This window comes from Gilvimarinus algae (genome assembly GCF_030518215.1).
Lineage (GTDB): Bacteria > Pseudomonadota > Gammaproteobacteria > Pseudomonadales > Cellvibrionaceae > Gilvimarinus > Gilvimarinus algae.
In genome coordinates, this window is sequence record NZ_JAULRT010000062.1 from 375,610 (window position 1) to 401,323 (window position 25,714).

21 protein-coding genes are annotated in these 25,714 nt (G+C 55.7%); 9 read left to right on the forward strand and 12 right to left on the reverse strand.

Annotated features, from left to right (window positions below; translation table 11 throughout):
- The first annotated feature begins 145 nt into the window (after positions 1–145).
- The 4 genes from QWI16_RS16390 to QWI16_RS16405 all read left to right on the forward strand — a co-directional run bounded on the left by QWI16_RS16390 (position 146) and on the right by QWI16_RS16405 (position 3,057).
- Positions 146–982 (forward strand): hypothetical protein, encoded by an 837-nt coding sequence (locus QWI16_RS16390; protein WP_302714756.1) that lies wholly within the window; start codon positions 146–148, stop codon positions 980–982.
- Positions 983–1,084: 102 nt separating this feature from the next.
- Entirely contained in the window at positions 1,085–1,594 is a 510-nt protein-coding gene (locus QWI16_RS16395; RefSeq protein WP_302714759.1) for a DUF6653 family protein, read from the forward strand.
- A 63-nt stretch (positions 1,595–1,657) separates the two neighbouring features.
- The gene (locus QWI16_RS16400) at positions 1,658–2,134 is read left to right on the forward strand and encodes a DUF6998 domain-containing protein (protein WP_302714762.1); all 477 of its coding nucleotides are present in this window, start codon (positions 1,658–1,660) and stop codon (positions 2,132–2,134) included.
- Between the two features lie 41 nt (positions 2,135–2,175).
- Positions 2,176–3,057 (forward strand): hypothetical protein, encoded by an 882-nt coding sequence (locus QWI16_RS16405; protein WP_302714764.1) that lies wholly within the window; start codon positions 2,176–2,178, stop codon positions 3,055–3,057.
- 299 nt (positions 3,058–3,356) lie between these two features.
- Here QWI16_RS16405 and urtE read toward each other — a convergent pair whose 3' ends face one another.
- From urtE to atzF, 8 genes are all read right to left on the reverse strand, one after another.
- Positions 3,357–4,052 (reverse strand): urea ABC transporter ATP-binding subunit UrtE, encoded by a 696-nt coding sequence (gene urtE / locus QWI16_RS16410; RefSeq protein ID WP_302714767.1) that lies wholly within the window; start codon positions 4,050–4,052, stop codon positions 3,357–3,359.
- A gap of 49 nt (positions 4,053–4,101) precedes the next feature.
- Positions 4,102–4,926 (reverse strand): urea ABC transporter ATP-binding protein UrtD, encoded by an 825-nt coding sequence (gene urtD, locus QWI16_RS16415; RefSeq protein ID WP_302714768.1) that lies wholly within the window; start codon positions 4,924–4,926, stop codon positions 4,102–4,104.
- Entirely contained in the window at positions 4,923–6,041 is a 1,119-nt protein-coding gene (urtC, locus tag QWI16_RS16420) for an urea ABC transporter permease subunit UrtC (RefSeq protein WP_302714770.1), read from the reverse strand. Before urtC ends, urtD begins: the two co-directional genes overlap by 4 nt.
- Positions 6,042–6,119: 78 nt before the next feature.
- The gene (urtB, locus tag QWI16_RS16425) at positions 6,120–7,748 is read right to left on the reverse strand and encodes an urea ABC transporter permease subunit UrtB (RefSeq protein ID WP_302714772.1); all 1,629 of its coding nucleotides are present in this window, start codon (positions 7,746–7,748) and stop codon (positions 6,120–6,122) included.
- A gap of 102 nt (positions 7,749–7,850) precedes the next feature.
- The gene (gene urtA, locus QWI16_RS16430) at positions 7,851–9,149 is read right to left on the reverse strand and encodes an urea ABC transporter substrate-binding protein (RefSeq protein ID WP_302714773.1); all 1,299 of its coding nucleotides are present in this window, start codon (positions 9,147–9,149) and stop codon (positions 7,851–7,853) included.
- Between the two features lie 290 nt (positions 9,150–9,439).
- Entirely contained in the window at positions 9,440–10,132 is a 693-nt protein-coding gene (locus QWI16_RS16435; RefSeq protein ID WP_302714774.1) for a GntR family transcriptional regulator, read from the reverse strand.
- A gap of 198 nt (positions 10,133–10,330) precedes the next feature.
- Entirely contained in the window at positions 10,331–13,972 is a 3,642-nt protein-coding gene (gene uca, locus QWI16_RS16440; protein ID WP_302714775.1) for an urea carboxylase, read from the reverse strand.
- Between the two features lie 47 nt (positions 13,973–14,019).
- Positions 14,020–15,801, reverse strand: a complete 1,782-nt coding sequence (gene atzF / locus QWI16_RS16445) for an allophanate hydrolase (protein ID WP_302714777.1) — start codon at positions 15,799–15,801, stop codon at positions 14,020–14,022.
- 234 nt (positions 15,802–16,035) lie between these two features.
- Between atzF and QWI16_RS16450 the strand changes: the two genes are divergently transcribed.
- Positions 16,036–17,241 carry an MFS transporter gene (locus QWI16_RS16450; protein WP_302714780.1) on the forward strand — a complete coding sequence of 402 codons (1,206 nt, stop codon included), beginning with the start codon at positions 16,036–16,038 and terminating at the stop codon, positions 17,239–17,241.
- Positions 17,242–17,253: 12 nt separating this feature from the next.
- Here QWI16_RS16450 and QWI16_RS16455 read toward each other — a convergent pair whose 3' ends face one another.
- Positions 17,254–17,844, reverse strand: coding sequence for a DUF4136 domain-containing protein (locus tag QWI16_RS16455; RefSeq protein ID WP_302714782.1), 591 nt, complete (start codon positions 17,842–17,844; stop codon positions 17,254–17,256).
- A 54-nt stretch (positions 17,845–17,898) separates the two neighbouring features.
- Positions 17,899–18,504, reverse strand: a complete 606-nt coding sequence (locus QWI16_RS16460) for a DUF4136 domain-containing protein (protein ID WP_302714783.1) — start codon at positions 18,502–18,504, stop codon at positions 17,899–17,901.
- Positions 18,505–18,688: 184 nt separating this feature from the next.
- On the opposite strand from QWI16_RS16460, the gene QWI16_RS16465 reads away from it, so the two are divergent.
- The 3 genes from QWI16_RS16465 to QWI16_RS16475 all read left to right on the forward strand — a co-directional run bounded on the left by QWI16_RS16465 (position 18,689) and on the right by QWI16_RS16475 (position 21,745).
- Positions 18,689–19,762, forward strand: a complete 1,074-nt coding sequence (locus tag QWI16_RS16465) for a transporter family protein (protein WP_302714785.1) — start codon at positions 18,689–18,691, stop codon at positions 19,760–19,762.
- Positions 19,763–19,883: 121 nt separating this feature from the next.
- Complete coding sequence (locus QWI16_RS16470; RefSeq protein WP_302714788.1) at positions 19,884–20,426, forward strand: InlB B-repeat-containing protein; 543 nt, start codon at positions 19,884–19,886, stop codon at positions 20,424–20,426.
- A 65-nt stretch (positions 20,427–20,491) separates the two neighbouring features.
- Positions 20,492–21,745, forward strand: coding sequence for a hypothetical protein (locus QWI16_RS16475; RefSeq protein ID WP_302714792.1), 1,254 nt, complete (start codon positions 20,492–20,494; stop codon positions 21,743–21,745).
- Between the two features lie 46 nt (positions 21,746–21,791).
- On the opposite strand, the gene QWI16_RS16480 is transcribed toward QWI16_RS16475, so the two are convergent.
- Positions 21,792–23,141, reverse strand: a complete 1,350-nt coding sequence (locus QWI16_RS16480; RefSeq protein ID WP_302714794.1) for a sodium-dependent transporter — start codon at positions 23,139–23,141, stop codon at positions 21,792–21,794.
- Positions 23,142–23,334: 193 nt separating this feature from the next.
- Between QWI16_RS16480 and QWI16_RS16485 the strand changes: the two genes are divergently transcribed.
- Complete coding sequence (locus QWI16_RS16485) at positions 23,335–25,221, forward strand: serine/threonine protein kinase (RefSeq protein ID WP_302714795.1); 1,887 nt, start codon at positions 23,335–23,337, stop codon at positions 25,219–25,221.
- A 3-nt stretch (positions 25,222–25,224) separates the two neighbouring features.
- Here the strand turns inward: QWI16_RS16485 and smpB are convergent, their stop codons facing one another.
- Positions 25,225–25,701, reverse strand: a complete 477-nt coding sequence (smpB, locus tag QWI16_RS16490) for an SsrA-binding protein SmpB (RefSeq protein ID WP_302714797.1) — start codon at positions 25,699–25,701, stop codon at positions 25,225–25,227.
- Positions 25,702–25,714 lie beyond the last annotated feature (13 nt).

Sequence of the window (25,714 nt, forward strand, 5' to 3'; positions counted from 1 at the left end):
GTCTGATTTCGCTTCTCTCTGGGCGGTAAAGTGCCGAATGTGACGGAAGTTAATAGAAATTTCAAGTGCGAAGTGACAGGGACAGCTTACTTGTCCAATTTTTAGAGTTATTGAATTGAGTAAACTTTTTCATTAAATGTATTGTATGAATAAAAAAGAAAAGTTTCCTGCAAGGTTGCACGTCTTGATTTCGCGCGATAGCGAGCAGGCCATTATTATAAGAAGGGGGCCTTCTAAGGCAACTTGTATTCTATTGTGGAATAGGAAGAGGAACACATTTAAGGTATCCCAATGGCTGAAAGGTCGGATTTACGAAAGAAGGTCTGATATATCTCCATCGGGAGATCATTGGATTTATTTTGCGATGAACGGTAAGTGGGGTTCTGAGGCTAAGGGAGCCTGGACCGCTGTTGCTCGAACTCCTTGGCTTAAAGCGATATCGCTTTATGCAAAAGGAGACTGTTGGAATGGCGGTGGGCTTTTTTTGAACGATGGCTCTTTTTGGCTGAATGGCGACTGTTTCCATGAGGTACTTTTCACCTCAAATGAAGTCACGAAGGTAGACCAACATAGTCCTAAAGGACGTTATGGTGGGGAGTGCCCATCAGTGTATTACAACCGACTTCAAAGGGATGGGTGGACGCTAACAGATTTAGGTCAGAAAGCAAGTTTGGACTCCGAAACTATTTTTGAGAAATCGCTAGATCAACACTGGGTTCTACGTAAAATCTGTCATGAGCAGGTGGGCTCTGCCAAGGGTAAAGGTTGCTATTGGGACGAGCATGTACTCAATAGCGGAAATGGTGGGATGTTCTCAAAGCCAAATTGGGAGTGGGCAGAGTGGGTGGATGGATCAATTGTATATGCAGAAAGCGGTTGTCTTTACAGAGTGGTTATAATAGATCCTAACCAGTTCGGTGAACCAAAGCTACTGCATGATTTCAATGAGTATGAATTCGAAGATGTGGAAGCACCGTACTGAGAACAGCGCTGGCCTGATGCTAGATGTCTGGGCTCGGTTTTTTCTAATGAATCTTTCCGTCGTTCGAGGTAAATAAGCTGTTATTCTAGATTGAGATTCTGTATGACACTAGAAAGAAAGGTAGCAAAACTCTTTCGTTTAACGGATGAAACCTGGATGAAACACGCCAACCCCTGGAGCGTGTATACCCGCTATTCCGTTCTGCCCTTTATTGTTCTCGCCTTTTGGAGCCGGGTCTGGATCGGGTGGTGGTGTTTGGTTCCGGGTTTGGTCGCTATTCTGTGGATGTTCTTTAATCCGGTTTTGTTTAGTAAGCCTAAATCCACAAAGAACTGGGCTTCTAAATCCGTGCTGGGGGAGAGGGTGTATCTTAATCGGGACAACGTCAGAATTCCGGATATTCACATAACCCCGCTGTACACCATTCTCAACATTATTTCCTCCGTTGGGATGCTCTTATCCATTTGGGCGATTGTCTACTATTCAATCTGGGGTGCGATACTGGGAGTCGCTCTGGCCTATCTGGGCAAAAGCTGGTATCTGGATCGTATGGTGTGGCTGTACGAGTCAATGAAGTCGGAGAATGAAGACTACAAAAAATGGGAGTACTAAAGCATGGGTGTTAAACCACTCGACGAAAGACAATTTGAGCTTGGGTTTTAGGTGTTACCACATATGATCAACCACACCAAATTCCGCGCCCTGGTCAAACAGCTTTACGCCACAGTCAATGAGCTGGAGGCCATGTTCCCCGGGAGACACTTTACCCCGGATGGGCATATGGTCGGTAGCCTTGGGGAGTGTCTGGTGGCCGATGCTTACAACTTAGAGCTTAAAGCAGCCTCCAATAAAGGCTATGACGCTATCAGCGACAGCGGGGTGGAAGTCGAAATCAAAGCCACACAAGCCAACACCGTCGGCTTCAGAAGCCAACCCCAGCATACCATTGTGATTAAGATAGCGACCGATGGCACCTTCGAGGAAATCTACAACGGCCCCGGCGCCCTCATCTGGGAGCAATTTAACGGCAAGCGACTACCAAGCAATGGCCAGTTTCAAATTTCATTGAATAAGCTGCGTAAGCTGAATATGGCTGCGGATCCTTCAGACCGCGTGCCAAGAATCTCTCAGCAGGCAGAGTATATTGGCTGATATGGCAATAACAGAAAACTTGAATTTATCAAGGATGAAAAGTGAGCGACATAACTATCGACAATACCTTGCAGAAAGTTCTGAAGAAAATACTACTTATCATTATCGGGTCTGGTCTGGTAACCAATGCACTGTATTTATACGGCAAGGCTTATTATGAGGGTTATATCGGAAGTCTTGGATTTGAATACATACTTTTTCCCGTTAAGTGGGAAGAAACTCTACTTTGGGCGTACTTTGCAAGTATAGATATCGGTGTAAGCACAGTAGGTTTCTGGTCGAAGTTAACGGTTCCTATTTTATGCTTGGCTCTTATTATTTTCTATCTAGTAGCTCTGGCTTTAGTGAGTATTGGGTCTCAACGCTCAAAAAAAGTAAGGCCGTATAAGAAATATACTGGTTTTTCCCGATTTCTTGTTCGCTGCAGAAGAGCGAATCCTATAATTTTTAATACTATTTATTGGCCATTAAGCTGGCTGTTCATGAAACGTCAGTCCTTATGGGCTTTTATTTCCTCCTATGCTGTTTTAACATTCGTATCCGTTGTCGTAATGTTAATTTTTGTTTGGATATATTTCCCAGTCGCGGGAGTGAATCACGGTAAGAGTGTTGGCGAGAAACGACTTGCGCAATATGAGACAAATCTGTGCGCAGAACAAAATAGCTATTGGGAGAGATGTATTAGGTTAACTACGGACCATTTAGATGGTCACGATTTCCCCAAAAATATCTATGGCCGCATAGTTGCCAAAAATGAAAGCTTGGTTGGCGTAATCACTAGCGAAGGCCCCGTTACAATGACAATGCCATCATTGGTGTTCCATAGGGCTATTAAGAACGGCTGCTACAAGCGAGATTGCAACGGCGAAACTAGCGGGAAAAGGGAAGCGGCTCTACCACGTGGTATGATGACGTCAGATTGAACTCTGTCGGCACCTTAAAGAATAGTTCTACTAAGAAGTCGCGCCCTTTTCCCCATAGATCCAGCCGAGCGGAAGCCTGCTTTTTGAGGGTGCGCGCACAGGAAGTGCGCACAAGCATCGTCAGGCCATGGAAGGCCTGTCGATGCGGCCCTCAAAAACAGGCTGGAGAGAGGGAACCCCGCAGGGGCAGGGTCTCTGGGGCGCTCTCTTGGTAACTTCTGTAGCGTGACAGAAGTTACTCGCCCGCCCGGCGACAGAGGGCAACCAGCTAAGAAAATGGTTTTGCATCTCTGATGCAATCAAACACTCAAATACCTCTGCACCAACTCTTCATTCAACTCCTCCATCGCCCCGGTCGCTTCTACCTTGCCGCGCTCCATGATGTAAAAATGATCCGCGACTTTGCGGGCAAAAGGCAGCTTTTGCTCGACCAGCAAAACGGTGAGGCCGAACTCTTCATTTAGCCTGCGGATGACGTTGCCGATGTCGCGCACTACATTGGGCTGGATACCCTCGGTGGGTTCGTCTAGTATCAGCAGCTTGGGATCGAGCACAAGGGCGCGGCCGATGGCCAATTGCTGTTGCTGCCCACCGGAGAGGTCGCCGCCGCGGCGGTGCTTCATTTCTTTGAGTACGGGAAACAGCTCGTAAATCAGCGCCGGTATCTGCTTTTTGCCATCGCTGCGTGCGCCAAGGGAGATTTTCAGGTTTTCCTCTACCGTGAGCAGGGGGAAAATCTCGCGGCCCTGAGGTACATAGCCAATGCCGGTGCGGGCACGGGCCTCGGTAGAGGCTTTGCTGATGTCTTTGCCGTTAAAGACGATGCTGCCGTCTTTGATGGGCAGCAGGCCGGTCACGCATTTGAGCAGGGTGGTTTTGCCCACGCCGTTGCGACCGATCAGGCAGCCGCAGCTGCCCTCGGGCAAATCCAGCGTCAGGTTCCAGAGGATATGGCTCTGGCCGTAGTACTGATTAATGGTTTGTATGTTTAGCACGGGTTTGCTCCAATCTTGTCTGGCGAGCTGCGGCGCCTGCCGCAACGCCTTATTCGCCCAAATACACCTCGATCACTTTGGGATCGTTTTGTACCTGATCCATGGTGCCCTCGGCGAGCACGGACCCCTGATGCAGCACAGTCACCTGGCGGGCAATGGAGCGGACAAAGGCCATGTCGTGCTCCACCACAATCACTGAGTGTTTGCCCGCGAGCGAGGTCAGCAGCTCGGCGGTGCGCTCGGTTTCTTCGCCGGTCATACCCGCGACTGGCTCGTCCACCAGTAGCACCCGGGGGCTTTGCATCAACAGCATGCCGATTTCCAGCCACTGCTTTTGCCCATGGGAGAGGTTGCCGGCATCGTTGCTGCGCGAGCCCGCCAGGCCAACGGTGCCCAGCACCTCGTCAATGCGGTCGCGCTGCTCCCCGGTCAGTTCGCGGGTCAGGGTTTTCCAGAAGCGTTTGTCCCCGGCAGTGGCCAACTCCAGGTTTTCGTAGACGCTGAGCGCCTCAAAGACCGTGGGTTTTTGAAACTTGCGGCCGATACCGCCGCGGGCGATTTGGTGCTCGGACAGCTCCAGCAAATTGATTTGCTGGCCAAAATAAACGCTGCCTTCATCGGGTTTGGTCTTGCCGGTAATCACGTCCATCATGGTGGTTTTACCGGCGCCGTTGGGGCCGATAATGCAGCGCAGCTCGCCTTCATCCACATAGAGGTTGAGGTTGTTGAGCGCTTTAAAGCCATCGAAGCTGACGGTCACTCCCTCAACGTAGAGAATGGGGCCGTGACTGGTATCCAGCGGGTGCCCAAAGTTGGGGTCCTTTTGCGGCAGCGCTTTGGTGCTCCAGTTGCGTGCGTGTTTGAACGGGTTCATGGCGTGTCCTCCTCGCTCGCTTTGCTGGCTTTGCGGCGGGTAAAACGCCCGAGCAGGCCAACCAGCCCTTTGGGCAGTACCAGGGTCACCAGCACAAACAGCAGCCCCAGAGGGAAGAGCCAGGCCTCGGGGTAAAAAGTGGTAAAGATGGTTTTGCCGTAGTTGACACTAAAGGCACCGACAATCGCGCCGTAGAGCGTACCGCGACCGCCGGTGGCGACCCACACCACCAGCTCAATGGAGTTGAGCGGCGAGAATTCACCCGGGTTGATAATGCCCACCTGCGGCACGTAGAGCGCGCCGGCAATGCCGGCCAGCACTGCCGAGAAAACAAACAGCCAGAGCTTGTAGGACTCGACCTGATAGCCGGAAAAGCGCGTGCGCGATTCGGCATCGCGTATGGAGACAATCACCCGGCCCGCGCGGGAAGTGACAATGTAGCGGCAGGCCAGGTACGCCACCATCAGCGCTATGCCCGAGGCGAGAAACAAACCGATGCGGGTGGAGTCGGCGGTGATGGAAAAGCCGAGAATGTCTTTAAAATCGGTGAGGCCGTTGTTGCCGCCAAAGCCCATTTCATTGCGGAAAAACGCCAGCATCAACGCGTAGGTGAGCGCCTGGGTGATAATGGCAAAGTAAACACCGGTCACGCGCGAACGAAAGGCCAGCCAGCCGAACACCCAGGCCAGCAGCCCCGGCACCACGATAATCATGAGCGCGGCAAACCAGAACATATCAAAGCCGTGCCAGTACCAGGGCAGCTCCTGCCAGTTGAGAAACACCATAAAATCCGGCAGTAACGGATCGCCGTATTTGCCCCGGTCGCCAATCTGGCGCATCAGGTACATGCCCATGGCGTAACCGCCGAGCGCAAAGAAAGCGCCGTGGCCCAGCGAGAGAATACCGGCGTAGCCCCAGATGAGATCGAGCGCCAGTGCCAGCAAGGCGTAGCAGAGAAACTTGCCCAGCAGGGTGACGGTAAAGGTGGAAACGTGCAGCGGTGAGCTTTCGGGCACCGCCAGGTTTAAAATGGGCACCAGTATGCAGGTGAGGGCGAGAATCCCCAGCACCAGCATACCGCCCTTGTCACTTGTTAAGAGTCGTTGTGTCAACATAATGTTTGTCCAGATTCATACAGTCTCGTAGACGCTTCGCGCAGCGGCATCAGGATTGAGCGGGCGACACGCAAAACACTAGTCTGCCGCCGCCCGGCCTTTCTGCGGGAAGAGGCCCTTGGGTTTTTTCTGAATAAACAGAATCAGCAACACGAGAATCAGCACCTTGGCCAGAACCGCGCCGGCGTAAGGCTCGAGAAATTTATTGACGATACCGAGGCCCATGGCGCCGACCAGCGTGCCCCAGAGGTTGCCCACACCGCCAAAGACCACCACCATAAACGAGTCGATGATGTAGGCCTGACCCAGGTTGGGGCCAACGTTGGTCAACTGCGACAGCGCCACCCCGGCAATGCCGGCAATGCCCGAGCCCAGGCCAAAGGTGAGGGCGTCTACCCAGCTGGCGCGCACACCCACGGCGCGTGCCATGGGGCGGTTTTGCGATACGGCGCGCACCTTAAGGCCGAGCGAGGTTTTCTTGAGAATGGCCAGCAGGGCAAAAAACACCATCAGGCCAAACAGCAGGATGTACAGGCGGTTAAAGGTAATGGAAAAGGCCGGGTTGATTTGCAGCGAGCCGCTCATCCACTCCGGCAAGCTTACCGCGCGGTTCAGCGGCGAGAAAATGCTGCGCGCCGCCTGCTGCAAAATCAGGCTGATACCAAAGGTCGCCAGCAGGGTTTCCAGCGGCCGCCCGTAGAGAAACTGAATCACACCGCGCTCAATGGCAATGCCCACCAAACCAGCGACGACAAAGGCGGCGGGTATGGCCATAAACAAACTGTATTCAATCTGGTTGGGAAACACTTGCTGTATCACCCAAGTGGTGTAGGCGCCAATCATCATCAGCTCGCCGTGGGCCATGTTGATCACGCCCATGACCCCAAAGGTAATGGCAAGGCCAATGGCCGAGAGCAAAAACACCGAGCCCAGACTCAGGCCAAAAAAGACGTTTTCGCCCAGGCGAAACATTTTCAGCCGGCCTTCAATGGAGTCCAGCGCGCGCTGGGCCTCGATGCGTACGTCTTTATCCGAATCGTAGTCGGCCCGCTCCTGCAGGGGGCCGCGCACTTCGGGAATCAGCGAGCCACGCAACTGCTTGACGGCGGCCAGCCGCTCCGTGGCATTTTCGCTTTCTAGTTGGTAGAGGGCGATGGCGGTGTCCATGGCCTCGCGCACCCGGCTATTTTGCTCATCGCTTTTTAGCTCGTTCAGCAAGGTGGCGGTTTGCTCGTCGCCACCGTCGGTAATCAGCCGGGTGACGGCGCTGAGGCGCACCTCGTCATTCGGGTGGCTCAGGTTCAGTTGTGCCAGCAGGGTGTGTAGCTGACTGCGCAATTTGTTGTGAATGGGAATGCGCTTGAGGCGTCCGAGATCGGTGCCGGTGATGGGCTCGCTGGTTTGGGCGTCGAGAATCTGGTTGTCGGCGGTTTCAATCACTACGCGTTCGCTGTCGTCGCGGGTGACTTTGAGGTTGCCGTCCTGCAGGGCCTGCAGAATGTCGGCGCTGCGCTCATGCTTGAGCGCGGCAATGGCCGCTACGGTATCCACGCGTTTGCTCAGGCTGCCCTGAGCCACTTCGTTCACCAGCTGCTCAAAGGTGGCGCTGGCGGGTTCGCTTTGGGCGAGCACTGGCGTGCTCAATGCCACAAGCGTTGCTATGGCCAGTGCTGAGCACAGGCGCATCAATACTTGTAATCGTTCCATGGTCGTCGTCACTATCATGGTTTGAGGGTTGGGTGTTTTCCACGCTTGGAAAACAAGGGGTGGCGTAAGCCACCCCTTAGCTGCAGTGGTCGCGGCCGATGCTTACTCGGTTGCGCCAACGCATTTTTTGGTTTTGGTGTTGTAGTTACCGCACTTCAGACCGGGCCAGTCAGACTTAAGGTCTTTGGAGCCTTCCAGGTAGTCAGACCAGGCGTCGCCGGGGACCAGGCCATCGGTTTCCCAAACGGTGAGGAACTGACCGTCTTCCTGAATTTCACCAATCAGTACCGGCTTGGTGATGTGGTGGTTGGGCAGCATTTCGCTGGTGCCACCGGTCAGGTTGGGGACCTTAACGCCAACAATGGCATCGATCACGGCGTCGGCGTCGGTGGTGCCGGCTTTCTCAACCGCTTTGACCCACATGTTGAAGCCGATGTAATGCGCTTCCATCGGATCGTTGGTGACGCGCTTCTCGTCGCCGATAAACTCCAGCCACTTGTCGATAAAGGCGCTGTTCACATCGGTGTCGACGCTCATGAAGTAGTTCCAGGCGGCCATGTGACCCACCAGCGGTTTGGTGTCTATGCCCGAGAGCTCTTCTTCACCCACGGAGAAAGCGACCACTGGAATGTCTTCAGCCGACAGGCCCTGGTTGCCCAGCTCGCGGTAGAACGGCACGTTGGCGTCGCCGTTGATGGTGGAGACCACGGCAGTTTTCTTGCCTTGGCTACCAAAGCGCTTGATGTCGGCAACGATGTTCTGCCAATCGGAGTGACCGAAAGGCGTGTAGTTGATCATGATGTCCGCTTCGGCAACGCCTTTGGATTTGAGGTAGGCCTCAAGAATCTTGTTGGTGGTGCGCGGATAGACGTAGTCGGTACCGGCGAGTACCCAGCGCTTGACGTCCATTTCGTTCATCAGGTAATCAACGGCGGGAATCGCCTGCTGGTTGGGTGCCGCACCGGTGTAGAACACATTGCGCGAGGATTCTTCACCCTCGTACTGTACGGGGTAGAACAACAGACCGTTCAGCTCTTCCACCACTGGCAGTACGGATTTGCGCGATACCGAGGTCCAGCAACCGAAAATGGCGTCTACTTTTTCTTGCGACAGCAGCTCGCGGGTTTTTTCAGCAAACAGCGGCCAATTGGAGGCCGGGTCGACCACAACGGGCTCCAATTTCTTGCCCAACAAGCCACCTTTTTTGTTTTGCTCTTCAATCAGCATGAGCATGGTGTCTTTCAAAGTGGTCTCTGAAATGGCCATGGTGCCGGAAAGCGAGTGCAGAACGCCCACTTTAATGGTGTCTTCTTCTTGCGCGGATGCCGTTAGACTGGCCAAAGCCAGTGTACAGGCAGAGCCCAGTACCCCTATTTTTTTTGCGATGGATTTTAGCTTCATGGTTTAGTCTCCGTTGGTTTGAAGGTATGACTGCCTTTATGCTGACGAATCATTGTCTTAAAGAGTCCTTGTTTTTAGTCGGCCGCGCGGACAACTGTTGAGCAACCCATTTTGAGAAAACGCACCCTTGACTCACTGTTAAAGGGAAAAGTGGATCGACTCGACTTTTACCTCCTAGCGTTTCCCGGAACGTTTTAACGGTACTGCTTAACGGTACTGCTTAACGGTACTGCGTCGATGGTTAAACTGTCCGAACGGCCTACTGTCTTACTGCTCCCTGAATTTCTTCGTTAATTTATGGATGTTTTTGGAATGCCCCTGGCTTCATGAAGCATGTGTATTGTGATTTTGCGAACCTCAGCCTGACTTTCTTCAATGTGGGTTTTGATCAGCCTTTGAGCCTCGTCGGTGCGTCGTTTTATAATGCTTCGAAGGATTTTGGCGTGTTCTTGGTAAGTCGCTTCGATCCGGACAGCTTTGGTGAAGTCAATTTGCCGAATGATTCGCAGTCTTTCAGTGATGTTTTGATGAACATCCACCATTTCCCCATTGCCGCTTGCCTTGATCAAGTCGCAGTGAAACGTCTCGTCCATTAATCTCACCTTCGCTCCGTCGGTCAGGCGATCTTTGGCTGAAACCAGCCAGAAATCTTTTAAACTCTCCAGCCCGGATTGAACCTGCATCTCACACAGCTTTCGCACCGCTGCCTGCTCTAAAATAATTCTAAGCTCATAGAGCTGATCAAACTTGTGAAAGTCAAAAGGTTTGACCTGCCAGCCAGCCCTGAACAAAACCTCAACAAACCCTTCGCGCTGCAGGCGAGAGAGCGCCTCGCGTACGGGGGTTCTGCTCGCCTGCAAACGCTCCGCAACTTCATTTTCTGTAAACCTGTCTCCGGGCAGTAAAACAAAGTCAAAAATGTCTTGTTTCAAGGCCTGGTAGATGCGATCTGAAACGCTCTGTCGATCGGTTGCGGTGCTCACAAATTGCTCGTCTTGAATATCATCATGTATGCAAGATGTCTTGAGCAGGTTCTGTGCCAAGGATTGAAAAGTGCCGTGTAAGTCGCTAAGTGGTTCATACGTTTAAAGTTTTTCCTGGGCGTTAGTGGTTGTCAGCAGGGGCCTATAGCGGGGTTGCACCCAATTGATGCGCACCCCGGTGCAGTGCTTCAATTGGGGTCAGAGAGGCTCCAGTACCATAAGAATGTCACCGGCATTGACCGGCTTTCCGGCCGTGCAATGCACGGCGCTGATCTTCGCTTTGCGATCCGCTGCGACGGAAAACTCCATTTTCATTGCCTCCACAATCAACAGTGGTTGGTCCTGCTCGACCTCTTGCCCAGGCTCGACCAATAGCTTCCAGATGTTGCCGCTGATATCCGCGGTTATCGCATGGCCATCGATATCATCCGGGGCCGGCGCGGCTGAGGCGTTTAAGGCCGCTTCGACTTGTTTGGCTTCATCGTTTTTCCACAGCGCCACTTCTTGATCAAACGCTGTTTGTTGCTTCGCCTGGAACTCTTCAATGCTGGCGGCGTTATCTCGCAAAAATTGCTCGTGCTCAGCGATGTCAAACCACGTGTCTTCGATCTCGATATTCAGTCGTCCCTCGCGGAAGGCTTCACGCATTTGGGTCAGCTTGTCTTCGCTGACCGGGTAGTACCGAATTTGGTCAAAGAAGCGCAAAAACCACGGTTGGCCGTTTTGGAACATGGGGTGTTTTAAGTGTTTGTTCCAAATGGGCAAGGTGCGTCCCACCAGCTGATAACCGCCGGGTGAGTCCATGCCGTAGATGCACATATACACTCCACCAATGCCGACGGTGCCTTCGGCGGTGTAAGTGCGCGCGGGGTTGTATTTGGAGGTCAGTAGTCGGTGGCGCGGGTCAATGGGTACAGCGCAGGGCGCGCTCAGGTAAACATCCCCCAGGCCCAAAATCATGTAACTGGCGTTAAACAGTATCTCGCGCACCTCGGCGATTGAGTCCAAGCCGTTAATGCGCCGCATAAACTCGGTGTTGCTGGGTAGCCAGGGAGCCGTGTCGCGCACCGACTGACGGTACTTAGTCACGGCCTCTAAGGTGGCGGAGTCTTCAAACGCCATGGGTAAATGAATAACCCGGCTGGGAACGCGCATCTGATCGACCGGGGGTAAGCGGTGCTCAATGGCCAGCAGCTGCTCTACCAGATCGCGTTGGTGCAGTACGCGGCTGTCGTAATTGACCTGAAGCGAGCGCACGCCGGGAGACAGCTCAATGATGCCGTCAATGGGCTCGGCTTTTAACGCTTCCATCATGGCGTGCACGCGCAGACGAAAGCGCAGGTCCATCACCAGAGGGCCGTATTCCATCAGAAGGTATTTGTCGCCAGCCTGGCGGTATACCACTTCGGGGCGCCCCTCCGCTTCGGGCAGAGACGCGAGAATACAGGCGGACAAATCGTGATCGGGGGCGTGAATGGGAAAATCAGTGGCAGGCGCTGGTGCTGCCAATTGCTCAATTGATTTGTCCTGGGCATGTTCCAGGGCCAATGCAGAATCAAAGCTTAAGGCTTTAAAGCGCAGTTTATCGCCGGGTTTTACCTGGCCGACTTTCCACAGTTCGGCTTTTACGATGGTTACCGGGCAGACAAAGCCGCCCAGGCTGGGGCCGTCTTTGGTGAGGATAACGGGCATGTCGCCGGTAAAATTAATCGATCCCACCGCGTACTCGGTGTCGTGAATGTTGGATGGGTGCAGGCCGGCTTCGCCGCCGTCGCTGCGGGTCCAACTGGGTTTAGGACCGTTTAAGCGAATGCCCAGGCGGTTAGAGTTGTAGTGCACCTCCCAGGCAGTATCAAAGAAAGTGTCAATCGATTCCTGGGTAAAGAAGTCGGGTGCACCATGGGGGCCATAGATAACGCCGATTTCCCACTCTCGGGGGCCGTCATCGGTCTGTTGCGCGTAGGCGGGAATGAGCTCCGCCGGGCAGGGCGAGGGTGGGTGCGTGGGGGCGGCCGTAGTGCAGGCGGGCAGGCTTGGGTCTGAAATCCGCAGCATGTCGGCACCGCGTAGCACGCGACCGGCATGGCCGCCAAACTGACCCAGGGCAAATGTCGAGCGACTTCCCAGGTATTCGGGGACATCAATGCCGCCGCGCACAGCGATGTAGAGCCGGCAGCCACTGGTGGTTTTTCCGGTTTTTAGGGTTTGCCCTGCCTTCACGTTTACCGGTTGCCACTGCGCGAGTGGTTCGCCATCGAGCTCAGCCAGCACGCCGCCGCCTGTGAGGGCAATTACCGTGTCGGTGTGAAACTTTAACGTTGGGCCGACAATGGTGCACTCTATTCCTGCGGCACTGTCGTGGTTGCCGACAATCCGGTTGGCCAAGCGAAACGCGTAATCATCCATGGGGCCCGAGGGCGGTACGCCAATGCTCCAGTAGCCAGCGCGCCCCGGGTAATCCTGCACGCTGGTGTAGGTGCCCGGTTGCATCACCTCGATCACCGGCGCTCGATAGGCGAAGCTGGCAAGCTTATTGGTGGCCACATCGGCCTTGGCAAAGAAATCGGATGCGACAATCTGGCGGAGGTAATCGATGTTTGTGGCAATGCCGGCGATGCGGGTTTCACCTAAGGCCGCGCTTAACTTAGCAATGGCATCGGCACGGTCGTTTCCTTTGACGATGATTTTGGCAATCATCGGGTCGTAGTGAGGTGATACCTCGGTGCCGGTATCGACCCAGGTGTCCACCCGAGCCCAATCGGGGAAGTGCACATCGGTCAGGGTGCCTGGGGAGGGTTGGAAATCCCGCACGGCATCTTCGGCGTAGACCCGCACTTCAATGGCGGCGCCACTGGGTTCAATGGCTTGGCTTAAGTCCGGTGCCTGACCGGCGGCGGTGAGAATCATCCACTCGACCAGGTCCACGCCGGTGCAGGCTTCGGTAATGGGATGCTCCACTTGCAGACGGGTGTTGACCTCTAAAAAGTAAAAATCGTCGCGCGCTGGATCGTAAATGTATTCCACTGTGCCTGCCGAGCGGTATTGCACGGCTTCGCCAAGACTGACTGAGGCGGCCAGCAAGCGTTCGCGGGTGTCGGCGGGTAAGTTGGGTGCGGGGGTCTCTTCTACCACCTTTTGGTTACGCCTTTGCAGCGAGCAGTCGCGCTCGCCTAAAGCCAATACCTTGCCTTTGCCATCGCCAAAAATTTGTACCTCGACGTGGCGGGCGTTGTCGACAAAGCGTTCCAAAAAAACGCCGCTGTCACTAAAAAAATTTTGCCCCAAGCGTTTGACGCTTTCGTAGGCTTGTTCTAGCTCAGCCTCGCTGTCGCAACGGGTCAGTCCAATGCCGCCGCCCCCAGCGGTGCTTTTTAGCATGACCGGGTAGCCGATTTTGGCGGCCGATGTTTTTGCTTGCGCCAATGAATCCAGTAGCCCGGTGCCGGGAGTCAGTGGCACGCCTGCGCGCTCGGCAATGTCTCGCGAGGTGTGTTTTAAGCCAAACTGACGAATCTGATCGGGTGTCGGGCCACAAAAAGCGATGCCGGCCGCCTCGCACTGCTCGCAAAAGTCTGCGTTTTCCGAGAGAAAGCCGTAGCCCGGAATAATCGCCTGGGCACCGGTTTGTTGTGCGGCTTTGAGAATTTTGGCGGTGTCCAGATAGCTTTCTTGAGCGCTTTGCCCGCCCAGGGCGACGGCTTGGTCCGCGGCGCTGACGTGGGCGCTGTTGCGGTCCGCGTCGGAGTATACGGCTACGGACTTGATGCCCATGGCTTTTAATGTGCGGGCAATACGAACGGCAATCTCACCGCGGTTGGCTATAAGAACGGTGGTTAACATTGAAAACTCCGTGTTAGTGAATTCTTTACAGTGCAATGGAAAAAGGCTTAGCTGGCCCGACGCGCATTGATGTAAGCGCGCCAACCGCCGAACTCGGTAATGTCTTCGGCGTCTGTTGTGGCGAGGCTTTCACAGATAAAGCCCTTGACCTGACGGCCGTCGACCAGCGTGAGTGTGCCAATGCCTAAAGGCGCGGGTATGAGTGCGACGAAGGAGCCAAACTGATCAATGGGCATATCCCACAGTTCGACAATGATGGGTTTGCCATCCTGCGCTTTTACCAAACCCGGTTTGGGTGGTGTGGTTCCGGGCAGCGCGAACAGGCGGTAATCCCCACTGGTGTGAGTGGTCTCCACCAGGCGCGCCTGACGCTCGGTGAGCTGACTGTTCAGAGGCATGCCGGTTAAGTGAGCACCGACCACGGCCAGGCGAATGTGACCTTGAGGCGGTGTGTCAGGCGTTGTCGCAGTGGGTAGTGCCAAGCCAGTTGCGCCGCGCGTACCTTTTAGGCTTTGCTGCCAGCGCTTGCCAAATTCCCCGAGCGAGGTGTCTTGCCAGGCAGCGCCAATCAAAGTGATACCAAAGGGCAGGCCGTCGTCGCGCATACCGGCGGGCAGTGCCAGGGCGCTGCAGTCGGCCAAATTAACGAAATTGGTCCAGGTGCCCAACTGGCTGTTGACCGCGACTGGATCGGCCTCGACTTCGGCAATGGTGGGCAAGCGTGGCGCGGTCGGTACCAGCAGAGCGTCAACGGTGGCCATTGATTGCTGAATACTGCGCACGAGCTCGGCGCGTCGGTATTCGGCGCGGTAGGCGTCGGTTGCGCTAAAATTTTGCGCCTGGTCGATAATGCCGCGCACGACCGGGTTCATTTTATCGGCGTGCTCGTGCATAAATTCACCTACGGCGGCATGGCGCTCGGCCACCCAGGGTCCGCCATACAGTAGCTGAGCGAGGGTTTGCATGGCGCTAAAGTCCATCGGCACCAGTTCTACACCTTGCTGCTGCAACTGGTTTAGGGTTTTGCGCCAGGCTTTTTCTTGCTCTGCATCATCGAAGAAGGGCAGGTCGGTGGGAATGCCAAACCGCGGTTGGGTCGGCAACAGGCGCGCCGGGTAGGGTTGCTTGCGGCTGAAGCCGTCGGCCGGGTCAAAGCCTTCGATAATCCCGGCTACCGCTTCGGCGTCTTCTACGGTCAGGGCAAACACCGAGGTACAATCCAGACTTTTGCACGCCGGTACCACGCCGTTAATGCTAAAGCGCCCTTTGGTGGGTTTGAGACCGACAATATTGTTAAAGCCTGCCGGTACGCGGCCCGAACCCGCGGTGTCAGTGCCAATGCTAAAAGGCACCAGACCGCGCGCAACGGCCACCGCCGACCCCGAGCTCGAGCCGCCGGACACGTACTCTGGATTAAAACTGTTGGGGACGGCGCCGTAGGGAGAACGCGTCCCCACAAGCCCGGTGGCAAATTGATCCAGGTTTGTTTTGGCCAGCAAGATGGCTCCAGCTGCCTTGAGCCGGGCGACAAGAGTCGCATCTTTGTTGGCGGTGTAGGCAAAGGTCGGGCAGGCGGCGGTGGTGGGCAGGCCGGCCGCATCGATATTGTCTTTTAGTACAAAGGGTATGCCGTAAAGAGGTTGCTCGTCAGCGGTGGTGAGCTCATCAATCTGTTGCTGCAGTTCATCGCTGGAGAGTATATAAATCCAGGCGGGATCGTCAGGATCGAGAGCGCCCCGTAGCGCCTGGAGTGCATCGGCTGCATTGAGTGAATCCGTGTGATAGGCGCGCTGCCATTCGCCGATGGTCCAGCCTAGAGTGTTAGCCATTTATGCTCCTGTAAAAATACCATCTTGTATTCAAGATGGTATTCAGCAGGTTCTATGCCAGCGCAGGATTATTTTCTCAGATCGCGTTGCAGGCCTTTATGGGCTGATGTTTGGCGTCGACATACGGGATAGCTCTAAAGCGTGAGTTACAACAGCTATTGCCCTAAAACGGTTCTTTGTCAGCTTGGATGCGTTAATATTGGGCGTCGAGTTTTTCTGGTCCAGGGAGTGTTGATGAGAAATTGGTGGTCTGTTTACGCCGCTATGCCGGCCAATATCTGGGTGTTATTTTTTACCTTGGCATTGGTGATGACCGCTGTGCCCTTAATGGTATTGGTCAGCGGTTTGATTGGCGCCGAGCTGGCGCCTACGCCCAACTTGGCAACCTTGCCGCTGGCGTGCGTGGTGATTGGCACGGCGCTGATGACATTGCCTGCAGCCTTTGTGGTGCGCCTCAAGGGACGCCGCTTTGGCGGCTTTCTCGGTATCGCCTGCGCGTTTGCCGGAGCCTTGGCGGGCGTGGCGTCCACCGAGTTGGCGAGCTTTGGTTTTTTGTTGCTCGGTTCAGTGTTGATGGGTGTGGGCATGGCGTTCTTTCAGCAGTTCCGCTTTGCCGCCATTGAGAGCTTGCGCAATCCGGCCGATGCGGGTCCTGCGGTTTCATTGATTATGTTCAGTGGCATTGTCTCTGCGTTGATTGGCCCGGAGCTCGGCGTCTGGGGGCTTCAATGGCCGGGGTTTGCGAACTACAGTGGCTCGTTTGTGATACTCGCGGGGCTGGTACTCACCGCTGCGGTCGTTTACAGCCGCTTTAGCAATCCGTTAGGGACGCAGGGCGACGATGGTGGCAGCGTGAGGCCGCTGGGAGAGATTGTGTGCCAGCCTGTGTTTTTGGTGGCGGTGGCCGCGGCGGCCATTGGCTACGGCGTTATGAGCTTTTTAATGACGTCAACACCCATCAGTATGCACGTGCTCCACGGTCACGCCTTGGGCGAGGCCAAGTGGGTTATCCAGAGTCATTTGCTGGCGATGTTTATGCCCTCGCTGTTTTCCGGTGTGTTATTGCGGCTCTTCGGTGCCGGCAAATTAATGCTGGCTGGCTGCGCGTTGTATTTGGCAGTTTTGCTGATCGCCACGGCGGGGCATGAAGTGGTTCACTACTGGTGGGCGCTGGTATTGCTGGGTATCGGTTGGAATTTTCTGTTTTTGGCCGGCACCACGTTACTGCCAGCGGCCTATCGCGGTGCGGAGCGGTTTAAAACGCAGGCGGTGAATGATTTTTCCGTGTTTGCGATTCAGGCGGCGGCGTCTTTGTCGGCCGGCTGGGTGTTGTACCGCTTTGGCTGGGCGCTGCAAGTGTGGTCTTGCCTGGTGCCCGTGCTGGCGCTGCTGCTGGTGTCGGCGTTTTACGGCTGGAGCCGGTCCGGGCGCAGCGCCTGAGTGCGTTGCGGTTTAGCGCCGCGGCAGATTGGACAATACATCCTTAACGGCTGAGTCAATCAGCCGTTGGCGGTCATCGGGCTGATCGCTGGTGATCTTTTGCTGGTAAACCCCCTGCCAGATGGCCTGATTTTTTTCGCGGTCTACCACGTCAATATTCAGTGCGCCTGTGTAGGTGATGCGGGTGTTGCCGCCCTCGCGCTCCTGTGGCAGTGGGCCGTAGAGCGATGCCCATGAGTGGTAGTAGCCATAGCGGTCCGGGGTGATGGGGATGGCGTTGCTAAAAGACTCCAGTTGATTGTCCACCTCGGCGCGGTAGTTGATAAACAAGTCGCCGCCGCTGGCAACATGTTGGTAACCTTTTTTCTCTAGCGCTTCGATGATTGCCCGGTCGAATTGCTCGCGGTAACGGGCGGTAGCGTCATCGTAGAGCAAAAGTTCAGGTGTGTCGGTCAGCGAAAAGCTTTGATACTGACTAAAGTCAACGGCCTTATTGTAATGCGCCTGCACTTTGGGTGGAGGTGTGGTTTGGCAGGCGGCAAGGGCGAGCAAACCAAGAGCAGCGCAAAGCAGCGTAAAGTGGCGGCGAATGGCGAACATCATGATCTGAATCCAAAAAAGCGGGAAAGGTCAGGGCGCCAGGGCGGCGCCCGTCGGTTACTTGGCCTCGGCGCTAACGCGGGTGGGATAACGCTCGAAGATCTGGCGCACAGCGGTGTGAATTGCGGCGCGGGGGTTTTCCATGGCCTCTTCGCTCAACTTGCCCTCGGCAATGCCTTCCCAAATCAGCTGTTCTTCTGCGGCATCCACCACATCGATATTGAGCGTGCCGACTTTATAGTGGCGGGTTTCGGTGTCTGAGCCGTAGAGCGGAAAGCCCATGTACAGGCCCGAGCGATAGCCGTAGTAACCATAGGAGGCCGTCACTGAGGGAGTGGTGCGGACATCGGTGCGGTTTTCGGTATTGGAGAAAAAGTTCACCAGAAGGTCGGGGTTGGACTCGGAATAGGTGTAACCCAGCGCCTCCATTTCTTCACGCGCGGCGGCTTTAAAGTGCGAGGTCACCAGCGTGGAGTAACCGTTTTTATCCGTGCCTAGAGGGTCGACAAAACCAAAAGTTTGGTAGGCGCTGAAATCGGCCGAGCGGTCGTAATCACTGCGAATGGTCGGGCCGCTGGTGCAGCCTGCCAGCAGCACCAGGGCTGTAAGCAGTGCGAATAAGGGTGTTAACCGGTTGGAATTGGTCTTACCAGTGAAAAGCATCGTTGTCTCTCCCTGCGAGAATCAGCGGATTTTGTGTCCTCAGTATAACGGCAATTAAGGCTAATAGGGTTACTTTGCATCGATCCGCGCCCCGGGAATTTTTGTGCGACAATCTGTCGCAACACTTTCGGCGCACGCTTGCGTACAATCACCGACTTTGTCACAAAACACTGGGAGTTTGAGTATGGAAAACGCGGTAAAGCGGCTCAGCTATTTGGCAGCGGCGCTGCTGAGCACCGGCGCGGCGGCGCATGAATCATCAACTTTTTTGCCGGAGTCGCACGCGCCCGCCGGGGTGATGAGTGATCACACCCACGCCAAGGATGAGGTTATGACCGGCTACCGCTACATCTACTCAAGTTATAGCGGCCTCTACCACGGCTCGGATGAAGTAGGCGCCCATGATCTGGCCATGGCCGGCTACAGTATGATGCCTACCAGCATGACCATGGAAATGATCATGCTGGACATTATGTACGCGCCCACCGATCACCTGACTCTGATGCTGATGCCCATGTACATGCGAATGGACATGGATATGGCCGGCACCGGCATGAGTGGCCATGGAGGACATGGCGGCCATATGGACGGCATGATGGGCATGGACGATATGGGCGGCCATGACATGCACCACCACGGTAGTCACGGCACCTCCGGCTGGGGCGATACCAATATCAGCGCCCTGTACAACTGGACGCCTGCCTCAAACCATCAATTTATTACCACCCTTGGCATCAATGCCCCGACGGGCAAGGTGGACAAGAAAAACCATGACGGCACCTTTGTGCATTACGGAATGCAGCTCGGCTCTGGCACTTGGGATCTGACGCCCTCTGTCACCTACACCGGCCTTGCCGGGCGTATGAGCTGGGGCGCCCAGGCCAATGCAGTGATTCGCCTGGAAGACGAAAACGACTCGGGCTTTGCTTTTGGTGATAAGTACGGCGCGACGGCCTGGGCGGCGGTGCGACTAGTAGACTGGCTGAGCCTGTCGGCCCGTGTTGAGTGGTCCGATCAGGACGCCATTAGCGGTCACTACAATGGTCCGCACAATCACTCCAGCCCCTCGGATATTCAAGCCAACTACGGCGGCGAGTTTGTCGACGCGGGCATCGGTGTCAACACCGTGATCACCGGCGGCCAGTTTGCCGGTCTGCGCCTCGGCGCCGAATGGGTCACCCGCGTGGAAGAAGACTACAACGGTTATCAGCTGGGTTTGGATGATGGGGTGAATGTCAGTCTTTCTTACGCGTTTTAGGCGTTAAGGCCCGGCTGCCCGGGCCTTAACTTGTTAATAATTGTACCCGCGGGTTCTTTTTGAGTTCGCGGAATTTATACTGCTCACTCTCATGGATTCGTTAAAGAGGGTGATATTCGGTATGGTTGCCAGACGCTTTGCGGCGGCTTGCGCCGCTTCCATCGGTTTGATCTTGTCAGCTTGCGGCGGCTCTGGTTCGAGCTCGACCCCAGAGTCGACACAGAATCTAAGCAGTTCCTCCTCCAGCGCCAGCTCGGATGTAAGTATTTCCAGTTCGTCCTCGGTAGTTTCGTCTTCTAGCTCGCAGTCAACGAGCTCCAGCGTTGCTGTTGAGCAGCGCTTTGATATTGGTGTTGATGCCAATTCTGGCGGTAGGGTTACGCCGGTCTTTGCGACGGTCCTGGAGGGCGAATCGGCGGAATTTTCACTGTTGCCCGATGAGGGCTACGAGCTGGCGAGTGTGACCGGTTGTGATGGGGTGCTGACAGGCACTACCTATACCGTCGAATCGGCAACGCGCTCATGTACGGTGCAAGCTCGCTTTGCCGCTTTACCCCCGTTGCCGGAGGCTTTTCAATACAGTTATCAGTACACTGAAGACCGAAAAATCGAGTTTGTTTCTGGCCAGTCGACCCACGCAACCACGAAAAAATTGTACAGATAGACGCCTTCGGATATCGCGAGGTAATTGAAGAATTTACCGAGGGGTCTCAGGAAAAGTCCATTTCGGTGTTCTTACTTGATGCTGTCAATAACGAGTATCTGGTGCAGGCTTGCAATAGCGCCGGTTGTACAGACGGCGATCTCCAATGGCGCGAGCAATCGGCTTTGTCGGCGGTAAAGGTGAGTCAGTTCAGCTCTTATGGTGATAATCAAGAGTTTCTCGCACTCTCCGAAAATGGTGAGTTTGCTGCATTTTATGTCGAGCGCAATGCCGATGAGTGCGATATGTCCATAGATGTAATGAGGTACACCGACGATCAGTGGGTACTGTATCACTCGATTCCTATCGATGGTCAGAACTCAGTGATAAACGCCCACTTTAGCGCCGATAACAGCAAAATGCTGATACTGCTTGGGCCTTTGGCGTCCTGTAGTAAAGATGATGTGGAGTCGTCAATAGAAGATACGGTTGTTGTGCGTTATTTTGACTTGGATGCTAAAGAAGAAAAAACACCGATTCTTGTGGGCGATTTAGTCGGGGTCGATTATTGGGGACTTCGCGGTCAATCACGTTATTCGTCTGACGGTCGCTGGTTGACCATGACTTACCCCAATACAGTGGTCACTTTTCAGCTTGTTGATGATCAATGGGTGTTTGGAGGCAATATTCCTCCTCAAGATTCGTACACTCCCGTAGGTAATGCCGCACTCTCCCACGACGGCGAAAGACTTGTGGTTGCCTCGGCAGAGGATCTATCCGGTGGCAACGCCTCCTTGCAAAAAAATAATGGGGCTGTCTCTCATAGTTTCCCTCCACAGACATGTGAGCTTGATTATTGTTTTGGTGCGCTTCATATCTACGAGTTTATCAATGGAAGTTGGCAGCTTGAGGCTGAGTTGGGTGCCCGGGTGGTTGACCAGATAGATGCTGTGGATGGCACTGATCTGCAAGTAGAGGTTGATGCGAATGCTGAAAAGGTTGTTCTCTCAAGCTGGTATTCTCCTTTGGTACTAACGCACACAAAGGTGGATGGCCAATGGATCAGAAACGAGGACTACTATCTGCCAGAAAGACCTGATCGCCTCGCGCTCTCTGAAAATGGAGAACGGTTGATCTATTGCAGCGGGGAGTTTCACTACTTGTATTGGATCGAGGGGGTATGGTCGGAGATGCCCGCATCCGGTGACTTGCTTAGCAGCCGTCAATGTGAGTCGTTCGTTCAGTTTGGTGAAAATGAAGCGCTATATCTTGGCAGCTACCGCACCTCATACGGTGGCCAAACTGAGTATGGCTATGTTGAATACCTATATCAGTATTAAACTTCAGCCATGTATTGCAGTCTCAAAGGATCTGCGTGCAATTGCCTCATCGCAAGCTCTGCAAAAAGGTAAGAATGATTAACGCGGGGCAAATAAGGCGCACGTAAAAGGGCCAGACTTTCCAGAAAAGGGTCGCTTCAATTTCCGGGTGGCCCTTGCTCAGCTCGCCAAGCAAATGGTTGCGCTGTAAAACCCAGCCTGCGAATACGCACAGCGCAACGCCCAGCAGTGGCTGACCGTAGACGGTGCTGAGGGTGATGGCCAATTCAAACAGGGTCTCGAACTGCCAGATGATCAGCAAGCTGAGCGCGAAGATGCCGCCGCCGCACAGCCAGGCGGCCAAGGGACGTGCAAGTTGCCAGCGCTCGACGCTGACCGACACGGGCACTTCGAGCAGGGAGATCGCCGAGGTCAGCGCGGCGATGCTCATCAGCGCAAAGAACGCCAGCGCCAGCCAATCACCGGCGCTGCCCATGGAGGCAAACAAGGCCGGCAGCACCTGAAAGATAAGCCCGGGTCCGGCAATCAGGTCGCCCTCGGGCGTATACACCGTAACCCCCTGGTGCTGGGCCACGTAAATGGCCGGCAGGATCAGCAGACCGGCGGTAAAAGCAAAGCCCGTATCGAGCAGCGTCACCGAGGCGCCCATCTGCGGCAGGTTATCGCTGTCGCGTAAATAGGAGCCGTAGATCAGCATGGTGCCCACGCCGAGCGACAGGGAGAAAAAGGCCTGCCCCATGGCGCTAAGAATCAGCGCCGGATCGGTGATGCGGCTCAAATCGGGGATAAGGTAGGCGCTGAGCCCTGCCTTCGAGCCCGGCTGCAGGAGGACATAGACGATCAGCCCCAGCAAAATGGCAAACAGCAGCGGCATTAAGCGCGTGGACCAGGCCTCAATGCCTTTTTCTACGCCCTGGGCGATGATGACAATGGTGAGCATCGACATGCCGGCACACATCAAGGCATTGCGGCCAAAGCTGCCTCCCGCGAGCCATTCGCTGCTGCCAGCCTGGCCCAGCTGACGGGCGGCGGGGGCGAGAAACTCCGCCAGCATCCAGCCGGCGACTATGGCGTAGAAGCTGAGAATCACCACGGCCACACCCAGGGCACAGAGGCCGGTGATAAAACCGGCCCGGCGGGCCAGCGGCCTGTTCGACAAGCCCTCCAGCGCGGTGACGACATTGGCTCGGGCGTAACGGCCGATGGTGAGCTCCGCCATAAGCGCCGGGTAGGCGAGTAGAAAAGCCAGCAGCAGGTAGACCAGTAAAAAGGCCGCACCACCGTTGCTGGCCGCCTGAGTGGGAAAGCCCCAGATGTTGCCCAGGCCTACGGCCGAGCCGGCCGCGGCGAGCAGGAAACCGATTTTGCTGGAGAACTGTCCCCGGGGTTGCGTCATGGCATTTTTCTTATCTTGGTGTCTTGTTCCAGGTCGCATGGACCGCTCTATTGAGTGGCTTATTAAGCGGACCCGCCTCGCTTTCGGCCAGCAGCGCCCGCTGCGCCACTATTTACCCGGCAATTCTCATTGCCGGGTGTGTAGAATGGTTTAGTATAAAGCTCAAAGACTAGGCAGCAACAGGGAAACGCGTGTGAGCAGTGAGAAGGACAAAACCGTTATCAGCGATGGCCCGCACACGGCGGTGGGCCCGGCAACCCAGCGCATTGGCCACTACGAGGTCGTAGCCGAGCTCGGGCGCGGTGGCATGGGTACGGTGTACCGCGGGTATGAACCCTCGCTCAATCGCTATGTGGCCATCAAAGTCCTGGCGCCGCATCTGGCCGATGACGTGTCTCTGGTGGGCCGTTTTTCCCGCGAGGCCAAGAGTGTCGCGGCCCTCAACCATCCCAATGTGGTTCACATTTACTACACCGGCGAGCATGAGGGTTTGCCGTACTTTGTGATGGAATGCATTGAGGGTGAAACCTTAGCGGATCTGGTGCGCGCCCAGGGCTCACTGACGCCGCGGGCCGCCGCAGGATTCTTACTCCAGGCCGCGCAGGGACTGGCCGCCGCTCACGACCGGGGAATTATTCACCGGGACGTTAAACCCTCCAACCTGATGGTCGACGCAGCCGGCACCCTTAAGATTACCGACTTTGGCATTGCGCTGGCGCGGGACATTGGCGACAAGCTCACCACCACTGGCCAGTTCGTGGGCACGACCGGTTACGTGAGCCCAGAGGTGTTTCAGGGGCGCACGGTGGATTCGCGCTCGGATATCTTCAGCCTGGGCGTGGTGCTGTTTGAAATGCTGGCGGGGGTTAAGCCCTTTGACGATGACAGCCCCATGGGCCTGATGCTGAAAGTGGTGGAAAAGCCAGCTCCGGATGTCTGTGAGCTCAACCCCACTGTCGATGCGCCCCTGCAGCAGATTTTGCAGCGCATGATTGAGAAGAGCCCGGATGAGCGCTATCAAACCTGCCACGAGCTGGCGGCGGATTTAAAGCGCTATCTGGCCGGCGAACCTCTGGCCGCGCAGGCCTCAACAGCGGCGCCGGCCTCTGCCGCGCCGGCGCCCGAGCGCTCCAGGCGTCTATGGCCGGTGGCTCTGGTTTTATTGCTGATCGGTGCCGGAGCCTCGGCCTACTGGTGGCGCGCTCCCTTACTGGCGCTGGCTGGTGGCGAAACTGCCGACTCTGCTCCGAGCCTAGAGGTTTCAGACACCGAGGCACCGGACATCAAGGCCCCAGATATTGAGCCCCCAGACACTGAGGCGTCAGGCGTTGAGGCCCCTGGAGCACGGCAGGAGACCACTGCGGGCGGTGACCCATCGCCCATTGCCGCCGATCCGGCGATGCCCGCGCCGTCCCAAGCGCTCTTCGCCAATGAGCCAGGCGCAGCCGCTCCCGAAGACCGGCTGCCGGTGCCCGTCGACGAGCCAGGCTCTGGCCCTCAAATACCTGAGTCCGCCGGCCCTGGCGCCACTGCCGATATCGGTACACCAAAGCCGTTGAAGGCATCGATGTCCAAGTCTCTCACGGCCGCGCCGGTACTGGCCAAAGCCACTTCGCCAGCAGCAGTGCCCGTCGCCGATGCTCCCCTGAGCGGTGCCGTGATTGCCGTGCGGGGTGACCCGGCGCTCGCCGGTGCAGTGGATCAGCTGCTCAACCAAGCGATGCGCGATGAGGCACTCACAGTGATTGACCCGGCGTTTGTCGCCGGTGCCGGCGATGAGCTTCAGGCGCGTCAGCCGGATATCGCGCGCCTGCGCAGCGGGTTGATGCAGGCCGGGGGGCGCTATCTGGTGATTGCGACGGCCGAGCCAACCGATGCGGCGCCTTTGGATTACTTTGGCCAGCGAGACACGCTCTACACCGCCCAGCTGGAGCTGACCGGTTACGATCTGGTGCAGGGGAGTCTACTGGGGCGCTGGAGCGAACAGGTGCAGTACACCAACCTCAACGCACGCGACAAAGCCGAGCTGGCGGCCGCGCCGATGATCCGGTCTCTGATGGAGCGGTTGGCCGAGCCTTAGGCCTTAAGCTTGCTGAAACAACCGCTGTTTCTGGCGGTTCCAGTCGCGCTCCTTTTCGGTTTCACGCTTGTCGTGCAGCTGCTTGCCTTTACCGAGCGCCACTTCCACCTTGATCAGGTGTTGCTTCCAGTACATAGCTGTTGCTACCACGGTGTAGCCTTTTTGCTCGGCAGCTTGCTGTAAGCGGGCGAGTTCGCGGTCGTGCATCAATAGTTTGCGTGAGCGCATGGGCTCGGCGACAAAGTGGGTGGATACCGTCGGCAGGGGAGAGAACTGAGCGCCCACCAGCCAGGCCTCGCCGTTTTGGAAAATCACGTAGGTATCGGTCAGTTGGACCTTTCCGGCGCGCGCGCTTTTCACTTCCCAGCCAAGTAGGACAATACCCGCCTCCAGCTTGTCCTGCAGCTGGTAGTCGAATTTGGCTTTTTTGTTGAGGGCAATCGTGCTGCTGCCCGGTTTGCTCTTTTGCTTTTTCGCCATGGAATATCTGAAT

Coding starts and splice junctions, on each gene's coding strand:
- QWI16_RS16390 (WP_302714756.1), top strand. CDS start 146: ATGAATAAAAAAGAAAAGTTTCCTGCAAGGTTGCACGTCTTGATTTCG.
- QWI16_RS16395 (WP_302714759.1), top strand. CDS start 1,085: ATGACACTAGAAAGAAAGGTAGCAAAACTCTTTCGTTTAACGGATGAA.
- QWI16_RS16400 (WP_302714762.1), top strand. CDS start 1,658: ATGATCAACCACACCAAATTCCGCGCCCTGGTCAAACAGCTTTACGCC.
- urtD (WP_302714768.1), bottom strand. CDS start 4,926: ATGAACCCGTTCAAACACGCACGCAACTGGAGCACCAAAGCGCTGCCG.
- urtC (WP_302714770.1), bottom strand. CDS start 6,041: ATGTTGACACAACGACTCTTAACAAGTGACAAGGGCGGTATGCTGGTG.
- urtB (WP_302714772.1), bottom strand. CDS start 7,748: ATGGAACGATTACAAGTATTGATGCGCCTGTGCTCAGCACTGGCCATA.
- urtA (WP_302714773.1), bottom strand. CDS start 9,149: ATGAAGCTAAAATCCATCGCAAAAAAAATAGGGGTACTGGGCTCTGCC.
- uca (WP_302714775.1), bottom strand. CDS start 13,972: ATGTTAACCACCGTTCTTATAGCCAACCGCGGTGAGATTGCCGTTCGT.
- atzF (WP_302714777.1), bottom strand. CDS start 15,801: ATGGCTAACACTCTAGGCTGGACCATCGGCGAATGGCAGCGCGCCTAT.
- QWI16_RS16450 (WP_302714780.1), top strand. CDS start 16,036: ATGAGAAATTGGTGGTCTGTTTACGCCGCTATGCCGGCCAATATCTGG.
- QWI16_RS16455 (WP_302714782.1), bottom strand. CDS start 17,844: ATGATGTTCGCCATTCGCCGCCACTTTACGCTGCTTTGCGCTGCTCTT.
- QWI16_RS16460 (WP_302714783.1), bottom strand. CDS start 18,504: ATGCTTTTCACTGGTAAGACCAATTCCAACCGGTTAACACCCTTATTC.
- QWI16_RS16465 (WP_302714785.1), top strand. CDS start 18,689: ATGGAAAACGCGGTAAAGCGGCTCAGCTATTTGGCAGCGGCGCTGCTG.
- QWI16_RS16470 (WP_302714788.1), top strand. CDS start 19,884: ATGGTTGCCAGACGCTTTGCGGCGGCTTGCGCCGCTTCCATCGGTTTG.
- QWI16_RS16480 (WP_302714794.1), bottom strand. CDS start 23,141: ATGACGCAACCCCGGGGACAGTTCTCCAGCAAAATCGGTTTCCTGCTC.
- smpB (WP_302714797.1), bottom strand. CDS start 25,701: ATGGCGAAAAAGCAAAAGAGCAAACCGGGCAGCAGCACGATTGCCCTC.